This is a genomic window from Aliirhizobium sp. YIM B11859, from assembly GCF_057163345.1.
In genome coordinates, this window is sequence record NZ_JBXHAY010000003.1 from 694,763 (window position 1) to 710,194 (window position 15,432).

The 15,432-nt window shown below is 61.5% G+C and carries 10 protein-coding genes; 5 read left to right on the plus strand and 5 right to left on the minus strand.

Features of this window, described 5'->3' with window-relative positions:
- Nucleotides 1-214: 214 nt before the first annotated feature.
- On the minus strand, nt 215-853 hold the full coding sequence (locus AC2GXZ_RS15600; protein WP_483760067.1) for an invasion associated locus B family protein: 639 nt from the start codon (nt 851-853) through the stop codon (nt 215-217).
- A 276-nt stretch (nt 854-1,129) separates the two neighbouring features.
- Here AC2GXZ_RS15600 and AC2GXZ_RS15605 point away from each other — a divergent pair, with 276 nt between their 5' ends.
- Genes AC2GXZ_RS15605 through AC2GXZ_RS15615 form a run of 3 tightly spaced genes read left to right on the plus strand, consistent with a single transcriptional unit; the run spans nt 1,130 to nt 4,609 of the window.
- Nucleotides 1,130-2,935 carry an extracellular solute-binding protein gene (locus AC2GXZ_RS15605; RefSeq protein ID WP_483760068.1) on the plus strand — a complete coding sequence of 602 codons (1,806 nt, stop codon included), beginning with the start codon at nt 1,130-1,132 and terminating at the stop codon, nt 2,933-2,935.
- A gap of 40 nt (nt 2,936-2,975) precedes the next feature.
- Nucleotides 2,976-3,647, plus strand: a complete 672-nt coding sequence (locus AC2GXZ_RS15610; RefSeq protein WP_483760069.1) for a DsbA family oxidoreductase — start codon at nt 2,976-2,978, stop codon at nt 3,645-3,647.
- A gap of 20 nt (nt 3,648-3,667) precedes the next feature.
- A complete protein-coding gene (locus AC2GXZ_RS15615; RefSeq protein ID WP_483760070.1) occupies nt 3,668-4,609 on the plus strand; it encodes a DMT family transporter in 942 nt (313 codons plus the stop codon).
- Between the two features lie 712 nt (nt 4,610-5,321).
- On the opposite strand, the gene mfd is transcribed toward AC2GXZ_RS15615, so the two are convergent.
- Together mfd and AC2GXZ_RS15625 are read right to left on the minus strand one after the other, a co-directional pair.
- Entirely contained in the window at nt 5,322-8,840 is a 3,519-nt protein-coding gene (gene mfd, locus AC2GXZ_RS15620) for a transcription-repair coupling factor (RefSeq protein ID WP_483760071.1), read from the minus strand.
- Nucleotides 8,837-9,160: a succinate dehydrogenase assembly factor 2 gene (locus AC2GXZ_RS15625; RefSeq protein WP_483760072.1), complete on the minus strand. Its 324-nt coding sequence runs from the start codon at nt 9,158-9,160 to the stop codon at nt 8,837-8,839. Before AC2GXZ_RS15625 ends, mfd begins: the two co-directional genes overlap by 4 nt.
- Before the next feature lie 222 nt (nt 9,161-9,382).
- Between AC2GXZ_RS15625 and AC2GXZ_RS15630 the strand changes: the two genes are divergently transcribed.
- Nucleotides 9,383-10,396 carry an alpha/beta hydrolase family protein gene (locus AC2GXZ_RS15630; RefSeq protein ID WP_483760073.1) on the plus strand — a complete coding sequence of 338 codons (1,014 nt, stop codon included), beginning with the start codon at nt 9,383-9,385 and terminating at the stop codon, nt 10,394-10,396.
- A 122-nt stretch (nt 10,397-10,518) separates the two neighbouring features.
- The gene (gene recG / locus AC2GXZ_RS15635) at nt 10,519-12,624 is read left to right on the plus strand and encodes an ATP-dependent DNA helicase RecG (RefSeq protein WP_483760074.1); all 2,106 of its coding nucleotides are present in this window, start codon (nt 10,519-10,521) and stop codon (nt 12,622-12,624) included.
- Here the strand turns inward: recG and AC2GXZ_RS15640 are convergent.
- The gene (locus AC2GXZ_RS15640) at nt 12,602-13,351 is read right to left on the minus strand and encodes a DUF502 domain-containing protein (protein ID WP_483760075.1); all 750 of its coding nucleotides are present in this window, start codon (nt 13,349-13,351) and stop codon (nt 12,602-12,604) included. The genes recG and AC2GXZ_RS15640 overlap by 23 nt on opposite strands.
- Before the next feature lie 115 nt (nt 13,352-13,466).
- A complete protein-coding gene (gene glmS, locus AC2GXZ_RS15645; protein ID WP_483760076.1) occupies nt 13,467-15,293 on the minus strand; it encodes a glutamine--fructose-6-phosphate transaminase (isomerizing) in 1,827 nt (608 codons plus the stop codon).
- Nucleotides 15,294-15,432: the final 139 nt, after the last annotated feature.

A 15,432-nucleotide genomic window follows, 5' to 3' on the forward strand; every position in this document is an offset into this window, starting at 1 on the left:
AGGCCAAAGGTCTGCGGGGAGCGGCCACCATCACACGACCGAAGCCCACTCAAGGCTTCCCGATCACGAAAAAAGCCGCAACGCTGATCGCGTTGCGGCTTTTTTGTTTGCGCGCGTTGTCACGCGGCGCCCTCAAGATTTCAGACGGCACAAACAGAAGGGGCGCGCCACAGGCACGCCCCTTCTTTTGGAAATGATGTCAGGCAGAAAGGTCTTACTGACCCTGCTTGGCAGCCGACTGGGCTTCTTCAAGCTTCTTGCGGGCTTCTTCTGCCTTCTTCTGCATGCCTTCTTCCAGCGTACGCTGGCTTTCGGCAAGCTGCGACTGCGAGATCGCCGGGCCGTCGAAGGCGCCGGTGAAGCCGGTCAGTGCGACCTTGATCGGGTTCGGCGCGCGACGGAAGTTCATCGAGGTGAACACAACCTCGCCACCCTTCTTCAGGCTTGCGATCATCGGGTCGGTCAGCGGAACTTCAGCCGTGCACTTGTCCGGCAGGCAGACGGTGTAATCGAGCTTCTGGCCCTTGCCGCCGTCGATCTGCATGACGATGCCCGGAGGAACCAGACGTGCGGTCGGAACCGAAACCTGCAGGATCTTGCGGTTGATCTTGCCTTCCAGCGTGATCAGGCCGACAGCGGTGATCAGCTGGCCGTTCTGCGCCAGGATGACATTCTGCACGACGCAGAGATCGCTGTCTTCCTGCTTCGTGCAGGTCTTGAACCAGCCAAGCGGAGGAGCGCCCGGCGCTGCCGCCTGCTGTGCAGATGCCGTAACCGGCAGAGCTGCCGCGCCTACGGTAAGAGCCAGAGCGGACATGGCAGTCCGCAGAACGTTGGTAGCCTTGAGATTCATAACGAGATCCGTCTCCTGAAAACGCTCGGACGCGGGCGATAATTTCGATGCCTCCGGTGTCCTGTTAATGTGTCACCTGAGGTTTAAATGAGGCTTTTGAATGACCCCATGTCTGGTGCATCTGTTACATCGCGAAGGCCGCGATATCCAGCCCCGTTTTCGAAATTTGAACGCTGAAAGGCCATCACCAGGGCCCTTTTGTCGAATAGCGGAGGTTGGTCGCAAGGCCGGACTGGTCTATTTTGCGGCGAATCGTCGGTACCTGTCGGGGCTCTTATGTGGCGTCTTCTTATATTGTTGATCGCGATCGCAGCACCGCTGCCGTCTGTAGCCGCGCCGCTTCATGGTATTGCCATGCACGGCACGCCGGATCTGCCTGCCGATTACCGCCATTTCGACTACGTCAATCCGTCTGTCAGGAAGGGCGGCGGCATCCGCTACGGTGTCGTCGGCACCTTCGACAATCTCAATCCCTTCATCGTCAAAAGCATCGGCACCACGGCACGCGGCGTCTGGGATACGATCTTCGGCAATCTCGTCTACGAAACCCTGATGGCGCGCTCCGCCAACGAGCCGTTTTCCGTCTATGGCCTCTTGGCGCAAAGCGTCGAGTGGGACGATGACCGCAGCTACATCCAGTTCAACCTGAACCCGGCCGCAAAATGGTCCGACGGCCAGCCGGTCACCCCGGATGACGTCATCTTCAGCCTCGAACTCCTGAAGGAAAAGGCACGCCCACCCTATTCCAGGCGCCTCGACCGTATCGAGAAGATGGAAAAGATCGGCGATCACGGTGTCCGCTTCACCTTCAAGGAAAGCGCCGACCGGGAATTCCCGCTGATCCTTGCCACCGGCACACCGATCCTGCCCAAACATGCCATCGATCCGGCGACTTTCGACCAGACGACACTGAAGCCGCCGATCGGATCCGGCCCATACCGGATCAGGTCCGTGTCTCCGGGCGAGCGGATCGTCTACGAGCGCAATCCCGATTATTGGGGCAAGGACATTCCCGCCAAAATCGGCCTCGACAATTACGACCGCATCTCGATCGAATATTTCCTCCAGGAAAACACCATGTTCGAGGCTTTCAAGAAGGGCGCGCTCGACATTTATCTCGACGGCAGCCCGACCCATTGGGCCCGCGCCTATGATTTTCCGGCGGTGAGCAAGGGTGACGTCATCAAGGATGCGTTCAAGCCGCAACTGCCGACCGGCATGCTCGGTTTCGTCTTCAACACCCGCCGACAGATCTTTTCCGACATTCATGTCCGCGCCGGACTGTCGCTCGCCTTCGATTTCGAATGGGCAAACAGGAACCTGTTCGAAAATGCCTATACCCGCACCGAAAGCTTCTGGCAGGGCTCGCCGCTCACGGCGCTCGGCAATGCGGCGGACGAGCGTGAAATACGCCTCCTTGGCGATGCCAAGGGCCGCATCGAACCGGATATCCTCGATGGAACCTACCATCTGCCGAAGACCGACGGCTCCGGCGCTGACCGCAGGATATTGAAGGAGGCGGTCGATCTGCTTGCCAAAGGCGGCTACCGGATCGAGAACGGCGTCATGGCCGATGCCGCCGGCCGGCCGCTTTCCTTCGAACTGATGACCCAGACGGTCGATCAGGAAAAACTGGCGATCACCTACCAGCGGACATTACGGCTGATCGGCGTCGACATGCGCATCCGCACCGTCGACGATTCGCAATATCAGTCGCGTGCGTTCAAATACGACTACGACATGATCATCAAATCCTATCCGTCGTCATTGTCGCCAGGCACAGAACAGCTCGGCCGTTGGGGCTCGGCCTCACGCGACGCGCCGGGCAGTTTCAATTTTGCCGGTACCGCCGATCCCGATATCGACCGGATGATCGAAGCGATGCTGACCTCGCGTTCGCAGGAGGATTTCCAGGCCTCCGTGCGCGCCTATGACCGGCTGCTGCTTTCCGGTCACTATCTCGTGCCGCTCTACCATGTCCCCGATCAGTGGGTGGCGCGCCGCAGCTATATAAGTTATCCCGAAACCCTGCCGCTCTATGGCTACCAGCTCAACGCCTGGTGGGACAAGCGAGCGCAGTAAGGACACCCCCGTCCCCGTTTTATCAAGCGAAGGAGCCGCCATGGAGCGCGTCACCATCGATCTCGTCTCGGACGTCGTCTGCCCCTGGTGTTATCTCGGCAAGGCGAGGCTGGAACTCGCCATTGCCGAAGTGCAGGACGAGGTCGGCGTCATCGTCAACTGGCGTCCCTACCGGCTGAACCCGGATATCCCGCCGGAAGGCGTCGACCAGAAATCCTATCTCGAGGAAAAGCTCGGCGGGCCGGAAGCGGTCGCCCGCGGCCACGAAATGCTGGAGAAGCTCGGCGCCGAAGTCGGAATCAAATTCGATTTCGCCGCGATCAAGATCGGTCCGAACACGCTGGATGCCCACCGTCTGCTGCACTGGGCGTCGCTGGAAGGTCACGAGGTCCAGGACCGCGTCGTGACCGCCCTGTTCAAGGCGAATTTCGAACAGGGCCGCAATCTTGGCGACCATGCGGTCCTTCTCGAGATCGCCGCGCAAGCCGGCATGGACAGCAAGCTCGTCGAAAACCTGCTGACGACCGATGCCGACAAGGACACGATTCTCGGCGAGATCGACGCGGCACAGAAGATGGGTGTCAACGGCGTGCCCTTCTTCATCATCGACGGCCAATATGCCGTCTCAGGCGCCCAGGAGCCTGACGTGCTCGCCGGCGCCTTTCGCGACATTGCCAAACTCAAGGCCGAAGCCCGTAAGGGCATGCTCTGATTTCTGAGAAAGACACGTCCGTGCAGAAAGACCAGACCCTCAAGGGGCTTATTCTCGCCTTTGCAGCCTTTGCTGCCTATTCGTGGAGCGATGCGAGCGTCAAGCTTTTGCATGGCACGATGAGCACCTATCAGGCGGCCTGTCTGGGCGCCGTATTCGGCCTGATCGGCCTGCCCTTCCTGATGAAGTCGGGCGATCGCTGGACCGATGTGTTTGCCACCACCAACCGGCCGCTCTGGCTGCTGCGTTTCGCCTCGCAGGCTTTCGGCACCGTCGGCAGCGTCACCGCCTTCACCCATCTGTCGATGGCCGAAGCCTTCGCACTGATCTTCCTGCTCCCCTCCTTCGTCACCATCATGTCGGTGATTTTTCTCAAGGAGAAGGTCGGCATCAACCGCTGGGCAGCCGTCGTCATCGGCTTCGTCGGCGTCCTGGTGGTCCTCAGGCCGGGGTTTCGCGAACTGTCCATCGGCCATCTCGGCGCGGTTTTCGGCGGCCTGAGCGGCGCAATCTCGATCGTCGTTTTCCGCGCCATGGGACCGACGGAAAAGAACATCTCGCTTTACGGCGCCGGCATGCTGGGAACGGTGCTTCTCTGCGGCCTGCTGGCGATACCCGAAATGACCGTTCCGGACGCCACGCAATGGCTCTATGTGGCAGGTTACGGCATATTCGCAGCGCTTGCCGCCATCTTCCTGATGTATGCCGCAGCCTATGTGCCGGCGACCGCCATCGGGCCGATCCAGTACAGCCAGATGCTCTGGGCGGTGCTGTTCGGTTACCTGATCTTCGGCGACCATATCGACCTGCCGATGGTCGTCGGCATCATCCTGATCTGCGGCTCTGGCCTCTTGACGCTCCGCCGCGAAAAGGTCCGCGGCACCCCGCTGCCGCCCGCCGTCGCCCCCAACGCCCAGGCCGCCGCGATCATCGCGCCGGATGGCGGAGAACAAAAATCCTGACCGGATGCGGGGACGACTCTGCCCCTATCCCGAAAAATCCGGCATCGGCGTCTTTAAGCTAAGACGCTGATTTTCTTTCGTCGCCTGCCGTGAGTGACGAAAAAATGCGGAAAAAACGCCGCCCTTTCATCCCCGTCTTCCTCGCTCGTGTCTACAATCTTGCCGTTCCGTCACGGATACACCTGCAGGCGTGCTGGCGAGACGGGACCGGTTCTGGTGGTGAAGGGACGACGTGAACCGTCACCATCGGGGTCCGCGGAAAATGGTCTCCCTCCGGCGACACGGGGAGAGGCGACGGGTTCCGGATCGGCTTGTCGTCTCTTGATGCCCGAATAGCGCGCCGGGCGTGCCTGTGCGGCACACATGGTGGCCTCAGGAATGGTTTCGCCGGGCTTTGAAAGTCCGTCCGTGAAAGCGGAAAACCCGGCGGCGGTGACATGGTGGGTTGGCGATAAGTCGTTTCGCCCGTTTTCCATCAAGCCAGACGAACACCATCCCGAAAGGCCAAGACAGAGAGACCGGAGTCGCGGATAAAAACGGCCGAACGGGGCGCTGAGAGGTGCCACTTATTTCTATTCATGCGAGGCAGCTTTCAGCGCCCCGTCCGAACTCGGGTTGATCCTCGGATTTCACCCGAGGACCAGGATGAAATGCCCGAGATCGCCAAGGGGGACCCATGTCCGAAAGGAACCCGGCCTCCCACCTGACCGGCTTACCCCTTTGCCAGCTCCGCAAACTGCGTCATGATCTGTGCCGCGGCCGTCAGGCGTTTGGTCGGCGTCGGCAAATCGCGGTTCAGGAAAATGCTTTGGTCCGGACGGATCTTGGCGAGCGAACCCTGCTTGGCGATATAACCGACGAGATTGGCCGGATTGGGGAACTGCTTGTCGCGGAAGACGATGACGACACCCTTCGGACCGGCATCGACCTTCTCGACATTCGCCTTGCGGCAGAGCGTCTTGATATAGACGACCTTGAGCAGGTTCTGCACTTCCGGCGGCATCGGCCCGAACCGGTCGATCATTTCCGCACCGAAACCATCGATCTCCGACAGTTCCTGCACCTCGCCGAGACGGCGATAAAGGCCCATGCGCAGATGCAGGTCCGGCACGTAAGTCTCCGGGATCATCGTGGTGATGCCGACGGAAATCTGCGGCGACCAGCCGGTATCGATCACCTCGTCCTCGCCCTTCACTTCTGCCACGGCCTCCTCCAGCATCTGCTGGTAAAGTTCGAAACCGACTTCCTTGATATGGCCGGACTGTTCCTCGCCGAGCAGATTGCCGGCGCCACGGATATCCAGGTCGTGGCTCGCCAGCTGGAAACCGGCGCCGAGCGTGTCGAGCGACTGCAGCACCTTGAGGCGGCGGTCGGCCATCTGGGTCAGCGTCTTGTTGACCGGCAGGGTGAACAGCGCAAACGCCCTCACCTTCGATCGGCCGACGCGGCCGCGCAGCTGGTAGAGCTGGGCGAGACCGAACATGTCGGCACGGTGGACGATCAGCGTATTGGCGGTCGGCACGTCGAGACCCGATTCGACGATCGTCGTCGACAGAAGCACATCATATTTGCCGTCATAAAAGGCATTCATGATGTCTTCCAGCTCGCCCGCCGCCATCTGGCCATGCGCGACCGCGACCTTCAGTTCCGGCACGTCCGACTGGAGGAAAGCCTGGATATCGGCGAGATCCGCCAGTCGCGGGCAGACGTAAAAACTCTGGCCGCCGCGGTAATGCTCGCGCATCAGCGTTTCGCGAATGACCAGCGGATCGAACGGCGAGATGAAGGTGCGAACTGCCATGCGGTCCACCGGCGGCGTGGTGATCAGCGACAGTTCGCGCACACCGGTCATCGCCAGCTGCAGCGTGCGCGGGATCGGCGTTGCCGAAAGCGTCAGAACGTGAACGTCGGTTTTCAGGTCCTTCAGCCGTTCCTTGTGCTTGACGCCGAAATGCTGCTCCTCGTCGATGATGAGGAGAGAGAGATTGGCAAACTGGATGCCGGCGCCCAAGAGCGCATGGGTGCCAACGACGATATCGACCTTGCCCTCGGCAATATCCTTCTTCGTCTGCGCCAGTTCCTTGGCCGTCACCAGCCGGGATGCCTGCGCGATCTTGATCGGCAATCCGCGGAACCGTTCGGTAAACGTCTTGAAATGCTGGCGCGACAGAAGCGTCGTCGGCACGACGACCGCCACCTGCGCCCCGTTCATCGCCGCGAAGAAGGCCGCGCGCAAGGCGACTTCCGTCTTGCCGAACCCGACATCGCCGCAGACGAGGCGGTCCATCGGCCGGCCGGCGGCGAGATCCTCGCGCACCGATTCGATCGCGGTTTCCTGGTCTTCCGTCTCGTCATAGGGGAAACGGGCGGCGAACTCGTCGTAAAGCCCTTCCGGTGTCGCCAGAACCGGCGCCTTGCGCACCATGCGGGTGGCGGCGATGCGGATCAGGTCGCCGGCCATGTCGAGCAGACGCTTCTTCAGTTTGGCCTTGCGGGCCTGCCATGCGCCGCCGCCGAGACGGTCGAGATTGGCTTCCGCCGCATCCGAGCCGTAGCGCGAAAGCAGATCGATGTTTTCGACTGGCAGGAACAGTTTTGCCTGATCGGCATAATGCAGTTCGAGACAGGCACGCGGCGCACCGGCCGCCTCGATGGTGATCAGGCCGACGAACTTGCCGATACCATGCTCGGCATGAACAACCAGCGATCCTTCGTCGAGACCCGCCACCTCGGTGAGGAAATCGGCCCCGCGCTTGCGCCTCTTGCCGCGGCGTACCATCCGGTCGCCGAGAATATCCTGTTCGCCGATGACGACGATATTGCCGGTCTCGAAGCCTGCCTCGAGGCTCATCACGGCAGACGCCGCCTCGCCTTTTTCCAGCTTGTCGAGATCGGCCAGCTTGTCGATCGGCTTGATCCGTTTGAGCCCGCGCTCGTCCAGCACCTGCAGAAGACGATCGAGCGAACCGGCAGACCAGCCGGTGACGAGAACCTTGGCACCCTCTGCCCGCTTGTCGGCAATATGTTTGACGACGAGATCGAAGACATTCACCCGCTCGTCGCGGTCCTGCGTTTCGGCGCCCGATTCCGCCTGGCTTTTCGCCCAGCGCGGACCGGTATGTGCATCGAGCGTCACCACCGGGCGACCCGATGCATCCATTTCGTTGAACGGCGTCAAGCGCAGCGCGACCGCCTCGTCCAGTGCAGAAGCAAAGGCCTTGCCGTCGAGATAGAGTTGGCCGGGAGAGACAGGCTTATAGGGCGTCGAATGCGCGGCGGCACCCTTGCCGGCGCTGCCCTGATCGCGGCGCGCCTCGAAATAGTCGATGACCAGCTTGGAACGTTCGTTCGCCGCCTCGCGGGCAGTATGGTCGGTGACGATCTTGAAGCCTGCAAGATAATCGAAGGCCGTTTCCAGCCTTTCGTAAAACAGCGGCAGCCAGTGTTCCATGCCGGCATAACGACGACCTTCGGAGACCGCCTGATAAAGCGCGTCGTCGCGGGTGGCTGCGCCGAACAGCGACAGGTAATTGGTGCGGAACCGGCTGATCGTATCCGGTGTCAGCGTCACCTCGCTCATCGGATTGAGATCGAGCGACCGCGCCTGCCCAGTGGTACGCTGGCTGGCCGGATCGAACGAGCGGATCGTTTCCAGCGTATCGCCGAAGAAATCGAGCCGCACCGGCTCTTCCGAGCCCGGCACGAAGACATCCAGAATACCGCCGCGCACGGCAAATTCACCGACCTCGCGCACCGTCGACACACGATCGAAACCGTTGCGCTCCAGCCGGGCCGCAATATCGTCCATGCGGATCACGTTTCCGGGGCGGGCAGAAAAAGCAAGGCTTTCGATGATCTCCGCCGGCGCGATCTTCTGCAGCATCGCGTTGACGGTGACGAGCACGATTGACGGATGCGGTTTTTTCGCATGCGCGATCAGGCCGGACAAAGCCGCCAGTCTGCGGGCGGAGACATCGGCACTCGGCGACACGCGGTCGTAAGGAAGGCAGTCCCAGGCCGGCAGCGACAGGACCGGGATTTCCGGCGCGACGAAGGACAGCATCTGCTCCAGATCCGGCATCCGCTGGCCATCGGACAGAACATAGGCGACCGACTGGCCGGAGCGGGCCAGCTCCGCCAACAGCATGGGCTCCATGCCGGGCGGCACATTGCCGATCGTCAGCGGCGTCGAGGCGCTCGCGATCTTCTTCGCGTCAAATCCGGAAATCATTGGCCGAGTTTCTCTTTCAGCGATTCTTTGGTGACGATATCGAAATCCGGCTTGTAGGCTGCGACACGGGCGAACATCGGCGTATCGCGATCCTCGGGCAGCGGCTGTGCGCCGGTGATCCAGGCATGCAGGTCGTGATCATCCTCGGCCATGATAGCCTCGAACTCGTCGAGCTCCTCATCGGAGAGTTTTGCGATCTCCGCCTCGGCAAACGAGCCGAAGACGAGATCCATCTCGCGAATGCCGCGATGCCAGCAGCGATAGAGGATGCGCCTGCGGCGCGGGTCGAGGTCGGCGCTGGTGCGTGCCAATCCGGTCATGTCCGAAACCTTTTTGTTGCGCGCCCTCTATAAAGCATGGCTTCGGCATGTGGAAACCGCTTTTTCGGTGAAAAGCAGTGTTGCTCCCGCATCCGGTGCCTCGCCGGCATCGCCCAATCCAAAGCGACCGACATCCGTTCAAAAACATCCCCCACCGCGCAAAATACGATACAATGTCGCAAAATTTCACTGACTTGGTGCGACACGGAATAGGAGCCTGACTTGCTGCGGATATTCAGCCTTTTATGTCTTTTGTTGATGCTGCCTTCATTGGCTGTCGGCGACGGCAATGCGTCATCGTCCGCACGCCATGGTGCAGGCTATGCACGGATATCGGTCGGCGATCGGGACGGCGCCTTCGATACGATGATCTGGTATCCGATCGCCGGCAGTGAAAAGACCTGGCAGGCAGGCCCATTCACGATTTCCGCGACACCGAATGCAAACATAGTGCAGGGAGAGCGCTTCCCCGTCCTCCTCCTCTCCCATGGCAGCGGCGGAACGCCAATGGGACATCGCCAATTGGCGGCAAGCCTGGCACGCGACGGCTTTGTCGTCGTCGCCCCCATGCATCTCGGCGATGCCGCGGGGCGGCCAAGGATGAAGCAGCAGGCCGGCATCCTGATGGCGCGCCCGCGCCAGGCGCAGAAGGCTTTGACCGCTGTCCTCGCAGACCCGCGTTTTGCCGGCGGCATAGATGCGGATCGACTGGGCATGATCGGCTATTCGGCCGGCGGTTATACCGCCCTCGTTCTGGCAGGCGCCCGCCCCGATTTTCCGCTGGCCTCGGCCTATTGCGCCGGAGAAGGACGAAATGACATCGGCTCATGCCGCGGCGCCGCCGAAAACAGCGAGCCGGAGGCCGTCAGCCTGCTGAAGGACTGGCAAGCACCGCGCGAACCGCGCCTCAAGGCACTGGTGCTGATGGATCCGTTGAGCATGCTGTTCGATCAGGCCGGTCTTTCGAGCGTAAACGTTCCGACACTGCTGCTGCGGCCGGAGGACGATAGCGACCTCAAGGCGGCCCGGAATGCGCTAGCCCTGTCGCGCAATCTCCCGTCGCCACCCCGGATGATCGTCGTGCCGGGCCGGCATTTCGTTTTCATCGATCCTTGCCCTGAAAGCCTGATGGCGGAAGCTGCCCTTATATGCCAGGACGCCGAAGGCATCGACCGACCGGAGATCCATCGCCGGATCGAGGCCGATGTCGCAAGATTTCTCCACCAGAACCTCTGACATCAGCACCAGTCGGGGCCATCTGGGGCGAACGGTTTGCCCTGCTGATTTTGTTGGGTTCTGGCAGGCAAAAATACCGGACTGGCATTGCCAATCCTGCGCGGTCATCGCATCTATCGGCCATGCGCCCAGCCATACTCGATCCGCTATTCGCTTCCGCCTCGTCGCTGCCCGGTGTCGGGCCGAAGATCGCCGACCTGATCGCCAAGGTGACCGGCCGCGAGGATGCCGAGGACTGCCGTGTCGTCGATCTTCTCTTCCATGCCCCCTTCTCGCTGATCGACCGGCGCAACCGGCCGGGCATTGCGCTGGCACCTCAAGGGACGATTGTCACCATCGAGGGACGTGTAGACCGCCACCAGCCGCCGGCGCGCGGCACCAACCAGCCCTACCGGGTTTTCCTGCATGACGAGACCGGCGAACTGGCGCTCACCTTTTTCCGCGCCAAGGGCGACTGGCTCACAAAATCCTTGCCGCTCGACGAGCAGGTCATGGTCAGCGGCAAGGTCGACTGGTTCAACGGCCGGGCCTCCATGGTCCATCCCGATTTCATGGTGAAGGTCGCGGAAGCGCAGAACCTTGCCCTGGTCGAGCCGGTCTATCCGCTGACCGCCGGCCTGTCGCCGAAAACGCTGCGCAAGGTCATCGAAGGCGCCGTCGAGCGTCTGCCGGATTTTCCCGAATGGGCCGATGCGGCGCTGACGCAGAAGCAGAATTTCCCGTCGGTCAGCGATGCCTTCCGGCACCTGCACGAACCGGAGGACGAAAAGGACATCGATCCCAACGCGCCGGCACGGCGCAGGCTCGCCTATGACGAGTTTCTCGCCGGCCAGGTGTCGCTGGCGCTGGTGCGCCAGAAGATCCGCAAGGTGCCGGGCCAGCCGATCCGGGTGAAGGGCGATCTCGCAGCAAAGATCGTCCACGCCCTGCCCTTTTCGCTGACCCCCAGCCAGAAGGTCGCGGTCGAGGACATCACCAAAGATATGCAGGGCGAAGACCGCATGCTGCGGCTGTTGCAGGGCGATGTCGGCGCCGGCAAGACCTTGGTGGCGCTGCTCTCGATGGCGGCCGCCGTCGAGGCAGGCGGACAGGCGGTGCTGATGGCCCCGACCGAAATCCTCGCCCGCCAGCATTTTTCGACCATTTCGAAACTCGCAGGTGCTGTCGGCGTCACCGTCGAGCTCCTGACCGGCCGCACCAAGGGCCGCGAACGCGAGGCGATCGTCGAGCGGATCGCGTCGGGCGAAGCGCAGATCGTCATCGGCACCCATGCGCTGTTCCAGGATACGGTCAGCTACAAGAACCTGATGATGGCCGTGGTCGACGAACAGCACCGTTTCGGCGTCCACCAGCGCCTGCGGCTGACCGCGAAGGGCATCTCGCCGCATATGCTGGTGATGACGGCCACGCCCATCCCGCGCACGCTCGTTCTCGCCGCTTTCGGTGACATGGACGTCTCGAAACTCACCGAGAAACCCGCCGGCCGCAAACCGATCCAGACCGTCACCGTGCCGACGGAACGCATCGGCGACATCGTCGCCCGCCTGAAAAGCGCGATCGCCGAAGGCAAGAAAGCCTACTGGATCTGCCCGTTGGTGGAAGAATCCGACGTCTCCGAACTGATGTCGGCGGAAGAGCGCTCTGCAGTTCTCGCCCGCGAACTCGGTGCGAAAAACGTCGGCCTCGTGCATGGTCGCATGGCCGGTCCGGAGAAGGATGCGGTGATGGCCGCCTTCAAGTCCGGCGAGATCCGCATGCTGGTGGCGACCACCGTCGTCGAAGTCGGTGTCGATGTGCCGGATGCGACGATCATGGTGATTGAACATGCCGAACGCTTCGGCCTTGCCCAGCTCCATCAGTTGCGCGGCCGCGTCGGTCGTGGCGACGAGGCCTCGACGTGCATCCTGCTCTACAAGGGGCCTTTAAGCGAAACCGGCCATGCCCGCCTGTCCATCCTGCGCGACAGCGAGGACGGGTTCCTGATTGCCGAGGAAGACCTGAAATTGCGCGGCGAAGGCGAACTTCTCGGCACCCGTCAGTCCGGCACGCCCGGCTTCAGGATCGCCAGCCTTGCCGCCCATGCCGATCTTCTTGAGATCGCCCGCAAGGACGCGACCTATCTCTTGGACCGTGACCCGGATCTGACCAGCGAGCGCGGCGAAGCCGTGCGGGTATTGCTATACCTGCACCGCCGCGACGAGGCGATCAGGTTTCTGCGGGCGGGATGATCGTTGCATCTTCACCGGCCTTGCGGCGCGCCTTGGTGGCCTTCTTGCGCGGCGCAGGCAAAGCCGGGATGGCGGGGCCGTCCGGATTGTAGTCCGGCGCGATCAGACCACCGGAGATCAACAGCTTGGCGCCCTCTTCCGGCGTCATGTCGAGCAAAACGATCTTGCTTTTCGGCACGAACATCAGGAATCCTGCCGTCGGTACCGGCGTCGGCGGCATGAACACCGCGACCATTTCCTCGCCATCGGCATTCAGCTTCGCGGCAATCTCGCCCTGCGCGTCGCCGGCAATGAACACCAGCGCCCACATGCCCGGAGACGGAAATTCGACAAGCCCGCATTTCTTGAACGAGGTCGACTGTTCCTTCAGCACCGTCTCGAAAATCTGCTTGATGCTTTTGTAGACGCTGCGGATCAGCGGCATGCGCTGCAGGATCGACTCGCCGAAATTGACGATCGTCCGGCCGATCAGGTTCTTGCCGAGAAAACCGATAATGGTGATGAACACCACCGCGATCAGCAGCCCTGTACCGGGGATCGTCACGTCGAAATAATATTGCGGATCGTAACGCTGCGGAATGTAGGGCGTCACCCAGCTGTCGGCCCAGTCGATGAAGGTGAAGGTCAGCCAGACGGTAATTGCCAGCGGCGCGCAGATGATCAGGCCGGTGAGGAAATTGTTCCTCAGCCGACCAGCCATGGAAAGGCGCTCGGGGCTGTCACTCATCTGATCTTCCTGGGGAATTCTGTTTCGAATCGGTCATGTACACTGCCGCATTCATGAGATGCGACAATGAAGGATGCTTTGCTGCGATGCAAGGAAAAGCCTTAACCGCCAAACATCACTCTACGGTGACGGACTTGGCCAGATTGCGTGGCTGGTCGACGTCCGTGCCCATGAAGACCGCAGTGTGATAGGCGAGCAGCTGGATCGGCAGCGAAAAAATCATCGGCGCGATGATCTCGTCGACATTCGGCAGCGTGATCGTCGCCATGGTTTCCAGCTTGGAAGCGGCCGCTCCCTTCTCGTCGGTGATGAAGATGATCTTGCCGCCGCGGGCCGCCACTTCCTGCATGTTCGAGACGGTTTTTTCGAAGAACCGGTCATAGGGCGCAATGACGATCACCGGCATATGTTCGTCGATCAACGCGATCGGCCCGTGCTTCAACTCGCCGGCGGCATACCCTTCGGCGTGGATATAGGAGATTTCCTTGAGCTTCAGCGCCCCTTCCATGGCGAGCGGATAGCTGGTGCCGCGGCCGAGATAGAGCACGTCCTTGAACCGCGAAAGGTCGCGCGACAGGGTTTCGATCTGCGGCTGGATGTCGTTCAGCACCCGGCTCATGATCCGCGGCATTTCGGCGAGATGTTTGACCATCGCCTTCTCTTCGGCCTCGCTCACCGTACCGCGGGCACGGCCGGCGGCTATCGACAGCGATGCGAGAACCGCCAGCTGGCAGGTAAACGCCTTGGTCGAGGCAACCCCGATTTCCGGGCCTGCAAGGATTGGAAAGATCGCGTCGGATTCACGCGCAATCGTCGATTCGCGCACATTGACGATGGCGCCGATCTTCAGCCCCTGATCCTTGGAATAACGCAGCGAGGCAAGTGTGTCCGCCGTCTCGCCGGACTGCGAGATGAACAGCGCCGCCTGTGTCGGCGAAAGCGGCAGTTCGCGGTAGCGGAACTCGGACGCGACGTCGATCTCGACCGGCAGGCGCGCATAGCGCTCGAACCAGTATTTGCCGACGAGGCCGGCGAGATAGGCGGTACCGCAGGCGGAAATCGCAAGGCCGGAAAGCTTGGAGAAATCGATCGCCTGATCGGTCGCCTTCACCGTATGGCTGGCGAAATCGACATAATGGCCGAGCGCATGGGAAATGATCTCCGGCTGCTCGTAGATTTCCTTTTCCATGAAATGGCGATGGTTGCCCTTGTCGACCATGAAGGCGGTCGCCTGGGAAATCTGGCTTTTGCGAGTGACCGGCCGGCCCTGGTAATCCATCACCTCGAGACCCTTGTGGCTGATAATGGCCACGTCGCCATCGACAAGATAGGTGATCTCGTTGGTGAACGGCGACAGGGCGATCGCGTCGGAGCCCAGAAACATTTCGCCCTTGCCATGGCCGATGGCGAGCGGCGGCCCGAAACGGGCCGAGAGAATCGTGCCCGGATCGTCCTGAAACATCACCACCAGCGCATAGGCGCCGGAAACGCGGTTCAGCATGGCGAGCATCGCCTCGCGATGGCTTTTGCCCTCGCGTGTATATTTGGCCAGAAGATGGGCGACGACTTCGGTATCCGTCTGGCTGGTAAACACCGCACCCTCGGCGATCAGCTCGTCCTTAAGCTCGGAAAAATTCTCGATGATGCCGTTATGGACGACGGCGACGCCATCGACGAAATGCGGATGGGCATTGGCCTCGTTCGGCACGCCATGGGTTGCCCAGCGGGTATGGGCGATGCCGATCGTGCCCGGCAGCGGCTCGCCGTCGAGCTTCTTTTCCAGATTGAACAGTTTGCCTTCGGCGCGGCGGCGGTCGAGCCGGCCCTCGTGGATAGTGGCAACACCGGCGGAATCATAACCGCGATATTCAAGCCGCCGCAGCGCATCGACCAGACGCGCCGCCACCGGCTCTTGCCCTACGATCCCGACAATTCCGCACATGAAGACTTCTCCGAATGATTCATTCCGCGCGAATTCCTAGCGGATCGCGCCGACCACGCAATCGCCTACACGGTCACTTTCAATGTCGAAACGTAACGCGAAATCCTTAATTCCTTGGCGAGCGCCTGGGACCCGGGAA

Bases quoted from the DNA above. Each gene is read 5' to 3' on its own strand.
- AC2GXZ_RS15600 (WP_483760067.1), bottom strand. From the start codon at position 853: ATGAATCTCAAGGCTACCAACGTTCTGCGGACTGCCATGTCCGCTCTG.
- AC2GXZ_RS15605 (WP_483760068.1), top strand. From the start codon at position 1,130: ATGTGGCGTCTTCTTATATTGTTGATCGCGATCGCAGCACCGCTGCCG.
- AC2GXZ_RS15610 (WP_483760069.1), top strand. From the start codon at position 2,976: ATGGAGCGCGTCACCATCGATCTCGTCTCGGACGTCGTCTGCCCCTGG.
- mfd (WP_483760071.1), bottom strand. From the start codon at position 8,840: ATGATTTCCGGATTTGACGCGAAGAAGATCGCGAGCGCCTCGACGCCG.
- AC2GXZ_RS15625 (WP_483760072.1), bottom strand. From the start codon at position 9,160: ATGACCGGATTGGCACGCACCAGCGCCGACCTCGACCCGCGCCGCAGG.
- recG (WP_483760074.1), top strand. From the start codon at position 10,519: ATGCGCCCAGCCATACTCGATCCGCTATTCGCTTCCGCCTCGTCGCTG.
- AC2GXZ_RS15640 (WP_483760075.1), bottom strand. From the start codon at position 13,351: ATGAGTGACAGCCCCGAGCGCCTTTCCATGGCTGGTCGGCTGAGGAAC.
- glmS (WP_483760076.1), bottom strand. From the start codon at position 15,293: ATGTGCGGAATTGTCGGGATCGTAGGGCAAGAGCCGGTGGCGGCGCGT.